7 protein-coding genes are annotated in these 11,616 nt (G+C 59.9%); 1 reads left to right on the forward strand and 6 read right to left on the reverse strand.

Annotated features, from left to right (window positions below; all coding sequences use genetic code 11):
- Positions 1-265: 265 nt before the first annotated feature.
- A complete protein-coding gene (locus JQT59_RS08055) occupies positions 266-1,609 on the reverse strand; it encodes a PIN-like domain-containing protein (RefSeq protein WP_213575673.1) in 1,344 nt (447 codons plus the stop codon).
- A 407-nt stretch (positions 1,610-2,016) separates the two neighbouring features.
- On the opposite strand from JQT59_RS08055, the gene JQT59_RS37660 reads away from it, so the two are divergent.
- A complete protein-coding gene (locus JQT59_RS37660; RefSeq protein ID WP_283254053.1) occupies positions 2,017-2,139 on the forward strand; it encodes a hypothetical protein in 123 nt (40 codons plus the stop codon).
- On the opposite strand, the gene JQT59_RS08060 is transcribed toward JQT59_RS37660, so the two are convergent.
- The 5 genes from JQT59_RS08060 to JQT59_RS08080 are packed head-to-tail and all read right to left on the reverse strand — an operon-like array spanning position 2,129 to position 11,227.
- A complete protein-coding gene (locus JQT59_RS08060) occupies positions 2,129-5,209 on the reverse strand; it encodes a type III restriction-modification system endonuclease (RefSeq protein ID WP_213575674.1) in 3,081 nt (1,026 codons plus the stop codon). The two genes, JQT59_RS37660 and JQT59_RS08060, sit on opposite strands and share 11 nt — an antisense overlap.
- A gap of 5 nt (positions 5,210-5,214) precedes the next feature.
- The gene (locus tag JQT59_RS08065) at positions 5,215-7,077 is read right to left on the reverse strand and encodes a site-specific DNA-methyltransferase (protein WP_213575675.1); all 1,863 of its coding nucleotides are present in this window, start codon (positions 7,075-7,077) and stop codon (positions 5,215-5,217) included.
- A 4-nt stretch (positions 7,078-7,081) separates the two neighbouring features.
- Complete coding sequence (locus JQT59_RS08070; protein ID WP_213575676.1) at positions 7,082-7,759, reverse strand: DUF4391 domain-containing protein; 678 nt, start codon at positions 7,757-7,759, stop codon at positions 7,082-7,084.
- Positions 7,752-11,027, reverse strand: coding sequence for a helicase-related protein (locus tag JQT59_RS08075; protein ID WP_213575677.1), 3,276 nt, complete (start codon positions 11,025-11,027; stop codon positions 7,752-7,754). The genes JQT59_RS08070 and JQT59_RS08075 overlap by 8 nt, the downstream gene beginning before the upstream one ends.
- 2 nt (positions 11,028-11,029) lie before the next feature.
- The gene (locus JQT59_RS08080) at positions 11,030-11,227 is read right to left on the reverse strand and encodes a helix-turn-helix domain-containing protein (RefSeq protein WP_213575678.1); all 198 of its coding nucleotides are present in this window, start codon (positions 11,225-11,227) and stop codon (positions 11,030-11,032) included.
- Positions 11,228-11,616: the final 389 nt, after the last annotated feature.

Below are 11,616 nucleotides of genomic sequence, written 5' to 3' on the forward strand. Positions count from 1 at the left end.
GCGTAGCCGTTGAGCCTGCACGGCCATAAGCTGCACGACGAAACAGGTAGGCCCGCCGCGAGCACGGGCTCACGGCGGGCTGCGACCTACCAATCAGGAGTCCCCACGATGGTCTGTGCGACAGTACTCGTTGCAGGAAGGACAACGATTATTCCTGGCCGTCCGACGGCCAGGAACAGGGGAGGACCGCGATCGAATGGAGGTTTGGGGTGCAGCCAGAAACTTTCCCTGAGGTGGCAATCGCCCAGGGCGTTCGTCCTTGTCCTTAATCTTCTAGTTGATCCCTCTGCCGCTTCGGCGCACATTCTTCATTGGGGCACCTCCACCCAGGGCGACCCTTGGGAGTAGCGCTCACCACCACCGGGGTTTCGCACGCCGGGCACCTCTCCGGCATTGTGAACTCGCGCTCTTCTCCAGTACGCACGTCGAGCACCGGGCCGAGGATCTCGTACATACCCTCTTTGTCGATCCTTACGACCACGACGTCCCCGATGAGGACCCCAAGTGCGGCGATGGTTGCAGGATTCGTCAGCGAAATAAGAAGCGACTCACCTGAGCGATAGCCATCCCCAAGGACCTCCACCAAACCTGCGGGTGTCATGAAACCGTCAGGGTGCATGATCATCCGAATATCTCGAAGCCGACCCCGGACTTCGCGACCAGCTCTATTCGCCTCGACCCGACTCCGCTCGAGAGTCGCGATAGTGTCTTCTGGAACAGCAGTCTTCAGGTGTCTGTTCGCTAGACGAACGAACCCGTCCAGAGTTGTCTGGTGGTATGGCTGTTTCGCCTCGTTCGCCATTTCAGCACGTAACTCGACGCGAGGACCCACGATCTGCCCGCGAACGCGTTGATACGAGTCCTCTTTTGCATCGTCGGTCACGAAAAGAATGGGACGGGTCGACTTCCGAGCATGATCCAGGAGCTCGAACCAGATCAAGCAATCTCCGGTGGCGTCATCTTTGTTCGCGTCTTTGTAGCCCGGTGGGATCTTTGCATCAATACGCGTCTGTGCCTTCTTCTTCCGCGTCTCAAGCGTCTCCGCATCAGGTTTTTCGCCGACCCGGTCATCTGTGATCAATGCGTCGAGAGCGGCCCGAATCGGGTCGGCGTTGCGAGCATCGGCGAAGTCAATCGTGTGCGTCCTCCGCAGTTCGTGGAACTTGTTCTGCATCGCCAGCTGACGCTCGGTCAGCACAGCCTCAAGGCTGCTTACCGTCATGGTGAACTGTTCTTCGATCGCTGATCGAATCTCACGATCGCGGACTTCACCAACTGCCTCTGCGCACAGCTCAGTGAGTGTTGTGACTGCAGTCGAGAGCACCTCAGTTACCCTCTCTGAAGCGATAGATGCAACCGCATCGTGGGCCTTCTGCTGATCAGCAGCAACCCCGAGTCGATTGCGTTGATACTCAAGCGCCGCCTGGTGCGGAACCCATAGCCGGCTGGAAACACGTGTCAGCACATCGAGGACCTGCTTGCGCTGGGCGTCGTTTACGCGATAGAGCGCCAGCAACACATTCGCATCGAGTGCAATCGTTGCGTTCGCGAGGAATTCGCCGATCTCCTCGTCATTTGGCCCATACCATTCAGCCAACACCGATTTCACACTGCACGCTCCTCACGCCTTTGTCCGCCCTGCATGGAGCCCGCAGCTCACATGTCGCGATTGTTGCACGCGGCTCAAGTAGATACCGAACCCGTTCGTTCACTTACCATTTGCGGAGGCAGGCCACGGTGTGGATGTCGACCATGAAGCTGATCCCCATGACTTTTTGGCTCACCCTTGTGCTGGCCGAGGTCCTTCGGCCCGAGCGAGGCCATCTGCGTGTCCCGTGATTCGAGCTGTAGGGCTAGGGCCGCATCTAGAGACGCTGCGACCTGCGGACTTGTTGCCTGTCTCACGACATGGCTACAACGATCTGTCTCAATTCCCTGGCATTTCTTCAGCCATTACGAAGCGAGAGGGGCCGTGTAGGTTCTCTTGCTGCGACGGACGAGCAGGACGCGCAGACAGTGGAGGCCGACCCGGACAGCAGGTCGGACAGCTCGAACGTCGCGCCGCCCGGTAGTTCGTTCAAACGGGTCGCCGAGCTGATTACCACCATCCTGCAACTCGACCTGGCCTTCATGCGGTAACGAGCTGCATGAGTTCGGTGTAGTCGGTGACGACGTCGTAGACGACACCCTCGCCATTTTTCTCGTTCAGCGATGCGAAGAACTTTCGAGCGCATTCAATCTTTGCGTCCTCGACTCCCTTCAGCTGCAGCGTTGAGAGTGAGCCCTTGGTCTCGGCGACGAAGTACACGTGTTTGACGCTGCCGTCGGTGAACGCGATTGCCCAGTCGGGGTTGTAATCACCAACCGGGGTCGGGATGAAGAATCCACGAGGTAGCTTCGCGTAGACGGCGACCTCCGTGCTGGTGTCGAGCTTGGTGACGAAGGCGCGTTCGATTTTGGAGTCGGTGACGACGTAGTCGTAGATGTGTTTCGTCAGCTTGTCACCGACGCGGTCGAACGCCTGCTTCGTCTGGTTCTCGGTGAAGATCACCGAGTCGAACCTGTCCTCCAACGCATCGTAGGTCAGGTGCTCGACGATTACGGTTGCCTTCTGCTCGTTGACGAGCCGGGCGGACTCGGTGATGAACTGCTCGGGGTTGAGCCGGAACTTCGCGAACGTCGCTGGCGTGACTCCGCCCAGGATCGCAGCCGTGGTGCGCCGGGTGAGCTGGGTCTTCTCGGTGATCTCACCGAGAAGGTCGTATTTGACCTGAGAGCCGGCAGTGGCGGTCTCGGTATGTGTCGCCGTACTCGACAGGGTGAACCCGGAACCATCGGTGAGGTCATTGACGTCGAGGGAAGCGCGCTGCTGACCGGCCTCGACGACGTATTGCATCGCAGAGACGTTGAGGTGTTTGTCGAGCGCCTGGATGCACTTGCGGATCAACTCATCCGAGTCGAACTCTACCTGGTAGACGGCCTTGTGGTTGATCCGACCCCACAGCGCCTGGAACTCCTTCTTGGCGAAGTTGGTCTCGTTGAGCGGGATCTTCTTCGGCTTGCGGTCGTCGGCCGGGACCGGAATGTCGAGGTACAGCGCGTCCACAAGCGGCCAGGCATAGTCGATGACGGGCTTCAGCACCTCCGAGGTGGGTTCGGCCAGTGTGCCAGCGTCCTTCGCCTGCTTGTAGGTGTCGGCGAGAGTGTCGTCGTCGTTGAGATAGTCGTTCTTGACTAGGTACCTATACAGGGCTTGCGCGAGCACCTCCTCGATTGCCAACTCGCCATCCGGCGTCTGAATCGTCTTGCCCGTAAAGAACTTCACGCTTGCCTTGCGCGGTCGCGCCGCCAAGGATTCGGAAATTTCCTTCTGGATCCCGGCGACGAAGTCGGTGTAGGACTCATCGGTGACCACGGTCAGCTCGTTGATGTCGTGGACGGTTACCGGGTTGTCCATACGCTCACCATGCTGATCGACCGCCAGACGCAGGCCGCGGCCGATCTCCTGCCGACGGGAAACGGTGTTGTCGCTCTTCTTGAGCATTCCCATCACGAACACGTTGGGGTTGTCCCACCCCTCACGCAGCGCGGAGTGGGAGAAGAGAAACCGCACCGGCTCTGCGAACGACAGTAGGCGCTCCTTGTGCTTGAGGATCAGGTCGTAGGCGTCCGTGTCGGTGGACTGGCCCTTGTCGTCGCCGCGACCGCTGACCTTGCCGTCAACCTGCCGCTTGGTCTTCTTGTCGATGGAGAAGTAGCCCTCGTGCACCGCGCGGACGTCGTCGCGGCGCAGGTAATTCTGGAACCCCGCAGTGGCGTCGTCGAGGGCGAGCTCACCGAGCACCTCGTCGCGGATGGCGACGTACTCCTCCTCGAAGACGCGGGCGTAGTCGCCGAGGGTGTCTTCGCGGTCGTAGTCGCGGTACTTGGCGACCTCGTCGATAAAGAATAGCGAGAGCACCTTGATGCCCCGACTGAACAGTTCCCGCTCCTTGTCTAAGTGGGCACGGGTCACCTCGCGAATCTGGATGCGGCGCTTTGTTTCCTCGGTGACGTCACGGTCGGCCAACTGACCGGCGACAACGTCGTCACCATTGCTGAGGGTGACCACGTCACGGTTGGCATCGATGTCGGTGATGAACAGGCCCTTGTAGGCCTCGATGCCGTTCGAGACGTCGTGCAGGTTGGCGCCGACGTCAAGGCGCTTGACCAGACGCTTGATCGGGCCTCCCTTGGTCTGCACCTCGAGCTCGACTCGGGCACGGGGTTTGGAACCTTTGGCGATCTCGATCGCGTCGAGATACAGGTACGCGGTCGAGCCGGCCAGTCCCTTAACGGTGATGCCCCGGACGGCGATCCTCTTGACCAGCTTCTGGTTGTACGCGTCGATCGCATCAAGTCGGTGAATCTTAGTGTGGTCGACCTTGTGGGTGGCCGAGTAGCGCAGCATCATCAGCGCGTTGAATTCGGCGAGTGACGTGAGTGACTTGTCCGCACCGATCTTCTGAGGCTCGTCGACGATCACGATCGGGCGGTTGGCCTTGATGACGTCGATCGGACGCCGAGACTGAAAGTCGTCGAGCACGTCGTAGATTCGCCGATTGTCTCTGCCGGACGAGTTGAACGCCTGGATGTTGATGATCATCACCTGCACTCCGGCATCGGAGCTGAACCGCTCCAATTCGTGCAGCTGCGAGGAGCTGTAGATGAACGATCGCGGCTTCGTGCCGTACAGCTGCTGGAAGTGCTCAGCAGTCACATCGAACGATTTCTGCACACCCTCGCGGATTGCGACCGACGGCACGACGATGATGAACTTCGACCAGCCGTAGCGCTTGTACAGTTCCATGATCGTCTTGATGTAGACATATGTCTTGCCCGTTCCTGTCTCCATCTCGATGTCAAGGTTCGGCGCTCCTGGTGCAGCCTTGCTGTCGACGAGCTTGGCCGAGAGCGGAAGGTTGCGAGAACGCTGGACCTTTTGGACGTTCGCCAACAGCTGGGCGGCGGAGAGGACGACTTCAGCGTTCCGGAGCCCCGAGCCGGGCGTCTCGTTCGCCTCGAACAGCGCCGGGTTGGGCAACCGTTGCACCTTGCCGGGGTCAATCCGGTAGAAGATTCCGTCGTGTTTGGGCTGTCCCTCGAAGACATCGACGACGGAGTCGACGGCGTCTGTCTGGTACTGCTGAACCTTGAACTGAAGCTTCATCTCGGTCAGATCGCTTTCACGTCTGTCGCCGGAGATATCTCACGGAATACCTGCTCCGTGTTGATGCGTGCATCGTCCGAAGGAAAACCGGAGTCACGGAACACGGCGCGAAGCGGCTCCCGTTTCGCGATGGTACGCACGAGTTCTGGGCTGATCTGCTCGTCGAAGCAGGCGATCAGCGCGCCGTCCTCGACCACGAACACCTCATGACCGTCGATCTGGTCGATGTTGATCGGCATCGTCAGTTCGAGCCCCCAGTCGAGCAGCACCTGGAACAGCAGGTCCTCACCCGAACGGTCGGGCTTCACGCTACCCTCCAGCTGGTCGAGCGCGAGCTGATCCGTCTCGTCGGGTGAGCGCAGTACGTCAGCCATGCTCGTGGCGTCGACGCGCAACACACGGAAACCGACGTCTACATGAGCCCCACTCATACCCGTTTCGTGCACGACCGATCGTCCGGCGCTTCTAATTCTTTCTCGGGCGATGTCGGCGATGTTCCTTGACTTTTCGCCCTCGGGCTCGGGGAGCTGGACAAGGACGAATCGCCGGCGCCCGCCATCTTCTGCGTTTTGCTGGAGGACAGCATCGGCAGTCGTGGCTGAGCCAGCAAAGAAATCCATGACGATATCATCAGATTCAGCGGAGGTGGCGAGCGCTAACATCCTCCGAATCAGCTTCGTCGGCTTCGGCGTGTCAAATATGGCGTCACCGTCGCCAAAGTGCACTCGACTCAAGAGTTCCTTTTTTGCGTCCTGGTTGTGACCGACCTCAGCGTGCGGCCAATAGGTTTGCGGAACTCGGCCATCCTCCATCTCGCAGAGGAATCTCTTAATTCGTGGAACGTTAGATCCAGCTGCGCCCCAGTAGATCCGTCCGTCAGAGTCGAGTTCGGCTAGTTTCACCTCTGAATACCGCCAGTACGTTCCAGAAGGTGGCCCGTCGATGACACGGCCACTCGGAGTCGTGATGGCGTAAAGACCACGGCTGTAGTAGTTGCGTGCTTGAATCGGTCCACTAATCCAGGGCCCCCGCGGGTCGTTGTCGGGATTTGTAAATCGTTGGTCCTGCTCCTCAGTCCGCGGCAAGCGGCGAGGAGACCACTCGTCCGCATTTCGGGCGTAGATAACGACGTATTCGTGATCTTCCGAGAAGTGTCGAGCGGTGTTCTTGACTGTATGAACCTTGTGCCAGATCACAGTAGCGACGAAATTGTAAGCCCCAAATATTTCATCCATAATGGCACGAAGTCGAGGCATCTCATGGTCGTCAATCGAGACGAAAATAGCGCCTTCGGTCGAGAGAAGATTCCGAGCCAGTCGCAACCGCGGATACAACATGCTAAGCCAGTCTGAGTGGAACCGACCGTTCGCCTCAGTATTCGCTACGAGCTTGGTGCCACGGTTGTCGGTCTGGCCTGAGCGTTCGAGGTAGGCGTCCATTTGCTCGACAAAGTCATCATCGTAAATGAAATCTCCACCCGTGTTGTAGGGCGGGTCGATGTATATCAGTTTGACCTTACCGAGGTAAGACTCCTGAAGCAGCTTGAGCGCGTCGAGGTTATCGCCTTCGATAAAGAGGTTCTTGGTGATGTCGAAGTCGACGGACTCCTCGCGGACTGGGCGGAAGGTCTTGGCTATGGGTGCATTGGCAGCGAATGCTGCAGCGCGCTTTCCGGGCCAGTCGAGCCGGTAGCGCTCCTGCGGACCTTCAACGACGTAATCAGAAAGCTCCTGCCGCAACAGATCGAAGTCGATGACCTTCCTAGGGTTGCCGTCGGTGTCAAGTGACTCGGAGACGACGCTGGGGAACAACGTCGAGAGCTTGTCGATGTTGGCGTCGGACGAGTCGGGCGTGCGCAGTTTCTCCACTTACTTACCTCTGCTGTTCAAGTTCTGATTGCTTCGTCTTCAGGGCACGCCTCAGCTCAATCTTGCGGTTGAGCTGAGGCTCCGTGCGGATTTTGCGCTCCAGTGAGGCGATCTCGCGTTCGAGCGTGCGCACTGTCTGCAGTCTGGCGGCGACCTCCGACATGTCCTCACCCGGCCGCAACTCCACAGGGGTCAGTGGGGTGAGGAGGGCAGTGTACAAGGCGGACAGCGTGATCGAGGCGGGGAGTGTCTGCCGCTCAGCATCGGCGGATTGCCAGCCTGTGCTGTAGTAGGCGCCGAGCTTGGGAGCGCCAGCGCCGAGCTGCTTATGCACAGCGACCATGCGAACACTCCTGGAATCACCTGCGCCGCGGCTGATCTCGAAGATGATGGGGAACGGTATGGCCTTGTCGATCGCGGTCAACACCGGTTCGGAGACGTCATTGCCCTTCGCTTCGAGCTGGAAGACCTGAATTTCAGGGACGGCAATGCTACCGGATAGGTTGATCGTGTTCTCGGCCAGCTTGTATGCCCAGGTGATGCGCTGCACCTCAGCTACGAATTTTTCCCGCACTGTGGTTGGGACTGTGCCGTGCTCGTAGAACTTCTCTTTGGGCACTCGACTGCCGAACTTGGCGGCGGCGGGCCATCGGTAGAGCAGGTTCGCGGCCGGGTCACTCATCGACCGGCGCCCCTTGGGCGGGGTCGACGACGGCGATGAAGGCGATGAGTTCGAAGTCTTCGAGGCCGGCGATGGTCTGGGTGAGTGCTGTGGTGCGACCGCCGGTGAACAGGCTGTCGATGTCGCGTTCCTCAGTGACGTCGATCATTGAGTGGATCGCGTCAGTGAGCAGTTCGGAGTACTTGCCCATGTTCGTGCCTTCACCGGTGGCGCCGTTGAAGGTGCGGACGACGTCGGCGACGGGCTGGTCGTAGGGGCGGCATCCGGACCGGAGGAGGTCGAGCATGTGCTTGGCCTCGGTGTGGTCTGTGATGACGTTGCCGGCGTCGTCGAGGTAGACGAGATAGTGGGGGTGGAGTCGGTTACCGCGGTCGATGTTCTCGTCGGCGTTCATATTGCGCAACGCGAAGATCACGCCAGGCTTGAGCCCCTTGGTGGGATCCGCAGGCACGACTGCGTGGAGGCCCTTCGGGGCGGTGGCAAGGTCGCCGTACTCCTTGAGATAGCCGAGGAGGTCCATGCGGAAGTCGTTGAGCCCGAGGTCGGTGATAGAGACGCCGGTACGGACGTCTTCGAGTTCGATGACGTCATCTTGGAGTTTGCGGAGCTGTTCCTTGCGGAACGCGGCATCGCTGTCTTCGAGGGTGAGGACGTTGTCGTCGGCGGTGCCGGCGAGGTCGGCGATGACCATCCGGTTCTCGACGCGTTCTTTGAGGTTGATGTACTCGTCGAGGGAGATGTCGGGCCAGAAGTTCACCAGTTGAATCTGGGCGTTGGTCGAGCCGATGCGATCGATGCGGCCGAAGCGCTGGACGATCCTGACCGGATTCCAGTGAATGTCGTAATTGATCAGGTAGTCGCAGTCCTGGAGGTTTTGGCCCTCACTGATGACGTCGGTACCAATAAGCACGTCGAGGTCGCGTGTCTCCTTCGGCATGGTGAGGTGGCGTTGCTTCGACCGAGGGGAGAACAGTGACATGACCTGTTGGAAATCGTAGCCGGTACCGAGTGTCGTCTTCGCGCCGTTACTGCCACCGGTAATCAAGGCTGCCTCCAATCCCGCGGCGCTGACGGCTGGCGCGAGCTCGCGGTAGAGGTAGCTGGCAGTGTCGGCAAAGGCGGAGAACACCAGGACCTTGCGGTTTCCCGGGTTGATTGGGTGGGCGGCTTTGTCCTCGACGAGTCGCTTGAGCGCTTGGAGTTTGAGGTCGCGGTCAGGGATGACCTTGCGCATCTCGTCAAGTAGCTCGCGGAGGGTTTCACGGTCGTTCCACAGATCCTGACGCCAGGACACGATGTCGATGTCGTCGAGGTCGATCTTGATCTTTTCTCCGAAGGAAAGCGCCTCAAGGTTTGCGTCGTCCGCGTCGTCCACGTCGAAGTCGAGGCCCGAAAGGGCGGTTCCGAGGTCGACGGTCGAGCCGCTGTGGAAGTCGAGTCGGCTCAGGGTCAGGTCGACGGTGTGCTCGATCTTGGTCAGGGTGAGACGGAACGCGTCGACCGAGCTCTCCAACCGCTTGAGGAGGTTGACGGTCATGAGTTTCTTGAGCCCCTGCTCGCGGCCACGCTGTCCGAGGTTCGATCGTGCGTTGCCAGCGGTGACGTTGTACAGGTCTTCATACTTGCCGATGCGGCTCGGGAAGACGTATGCCAGTGGCGTGTAGACAGCGAGCGTGAGTGCTTGGAGTTGCTCGAAGATGTCGTTGAAGCCGGGCACGTCGGACAAGTCGGTGAGCGGCTCGCGGATCGATTTCGGTGGGAGCCGTTCGGGGAACGCGCCGATTTCCGTGGTGTCGTAGAAGGCCTGGATGTGCTTGCGTGACCGGGCGATCGTCACTGCGTCGAGCAGCTCGAAGAAGTCGAAGTCGAGCATCTGAAGGATGCGGTCGGTCGTGCGATTCCCCGGGTCGAGCTTGGACCACTCGTTGAAGACGCGCTGTGCGTCGCTGAAAACCTTCTCGACAGTGGCGGAGATATTTAGGTGCTGGGCGAGATTCTCCGACTCACCCTCGTATGCAAGCTGGAGCTGGTTCTTCAGATCGTTGAACCGGTTGTTGACTGGGGTGGCCGATAGCATGAGCACCTTGGTCTTTACGCCCTCCCGGAGGACCAGTCGCATGAGCCGCTGATAGCGGGACTCCTTCTCCACTGCGTAGTCCGCGTTGCGGAAGTTGTGCGACTCGTCGATCACGACCAGGTCGTAGTTGCCCCAGTTGACCCGATCCAGCCTGAGCCCCAGCGACTCTCCGCGATCGCGAGACAGGTCGGTGTGCGCGAGGACGTCGTAGTTGAGGCGGTCACCAGCGAAGACGTTGGTCGTCAGATTCGCGTTGTAGTTCGTCCAGTTCTCGGCGAGCTTCTTCGGGCACAGGACGAGTACCGACTTGTTACGCAGTTCGTAGTACTTGATGACCGCCAGCGCGGTGAAGGTCTTGCCGAGACCGACGCTGTCAGCGAGAATGCAGCCGTTGTAGGTCTCCAGCTTGTTGATGATCCCGGTCGCGGCATCGCGCTGGAAGTTGTACAGGCTCTGCCAGACCTTCGTGTCCTGGTATCCGGTGCGGTCGTTGGGCAACACGTCCTCGTTGATGTCGTCGAGGAACTCGGAGAACAGGTTGTAGAGGATCAGGAAGTAGATGCGGGCCGGGGAGTTCTCTGCGTACACGCTGGCGATGTGGTCGTAGACCGCTTCGGTGACGTCGTCAAGCTGGTCCGGGTTGTTCCAGATCTGGTCGAAGATGCTGAGGAACTGTCGTGTCTCGGGTGCGCCCTCGAACTTGGTGACAACGTTCGAGACAGCTGGCCCCCGCTCGTAGCCGAGGTCAGTGGTCGTGAATCCTTGAATCGGGAAGTAAACGGCGGTCTCGTCGACCGCGGCGAGAGGCTGCATAGGGTTGCTGGTGGCGTTCGATCGGAACGTCACCTTGCGGCGCACCCAGTCGGCGCACTCCTTCGCGATTGCGCGTTGGGTCAGTTTGTTGCGCAGCCTGATCTCGAACTCGGAGCCGTACAAGCTAGATTCCGCGTGACCGGTCGGGATATAGAACTCGCGGCGCTCTTTGCTCAACTTGTCCGTCACCTTCGCGGTTACGAACGAGGGCGACGTGAAGATGAACTGCAACTCAGATATCTGGTCCAGTTCCTTGCGCAGCGATTCGAACGCAAAGATCGAGAAAGTGGATGCCGCGATGCGCACCTTCGAAGCCGGCATGATTTCGGTCTTGAGATCGTCTCCGAATAGGTCGCTGACGTTGTTGATGAGGCGCACGCTCAGGCCCCCGCCGTGTCTCGGGCAGCGTCCGCTCCGCCGCCTCGTACCCAGTCATCGACTTCGCTGGTCTGAAACTTCCACAGGCGGCCGAGCTTGTGGGCGGGCATGCCTTTCTCGGCAATCCAGGCATACACGGTGTCCTTGGTGACGCCGAGGTGGGCGGCGATGTCATCAGCGGACAGCCACGGCTCGGGCACGGAAGGACTCCTCTCGGGGGCTTGCAGTACGACCTGTGCTGACGCGTGTCGACCCTACCCGACTAACCCCGTTAGACCGTGCGTAGGCAGGTCTGTCCGCTTTTATCGACCCTGGACCGTCGTAAACCAGGCACGTGGCTTCTCTGGAAACGAGGCCCACCTGGTGTGGTGCCGTAAGGCAGAGAGGCCGCGATCAGCATCGGTAATATCGCTGTGTGGGCAAACGGAGACACCACGTCGTCGCCGAGACCGCACTCACCGTGCTCGCGACCGTGCACACGCTCGCCGCCGCCCTCAACCCCCCACCGCGAACGACAGGGGTGCGACCGACGCAGCGTGACACGGTGATAGCCGGCCCCGAACCGTCACGGTTTCGGAGCCCACTCTGT

The sequence above is a fragment of the Rhodococcus sp. USK13 genome (genome assembly GCF_018343855.1).
GTDB lineage: Bacteria > Actinomycetota > Actinomycetes > Mycobacteriales > Mycobacteriaceae > Rhodococcus_F > Rhodococcus_F oxybenzonivorans.

Bases quoted from the DNA above. Each gene is read 5' to 3' on its own strand.
- JQT59_RS08060 (WP_213575674.1), bottom strand. From the start codon at position 5,209: ATGAAGCTTCAGTTCAAGGTTCAGCAGTACCAGACAGACGCCGTCGAC.
- JQT59_RS08070 (WP_213575676.1), bottom strand. From the start codon at position 7,759: ATGAGTGACCCGGCCGCGAACCTGCTCTACCGATGGCCCGCCGCCGCC.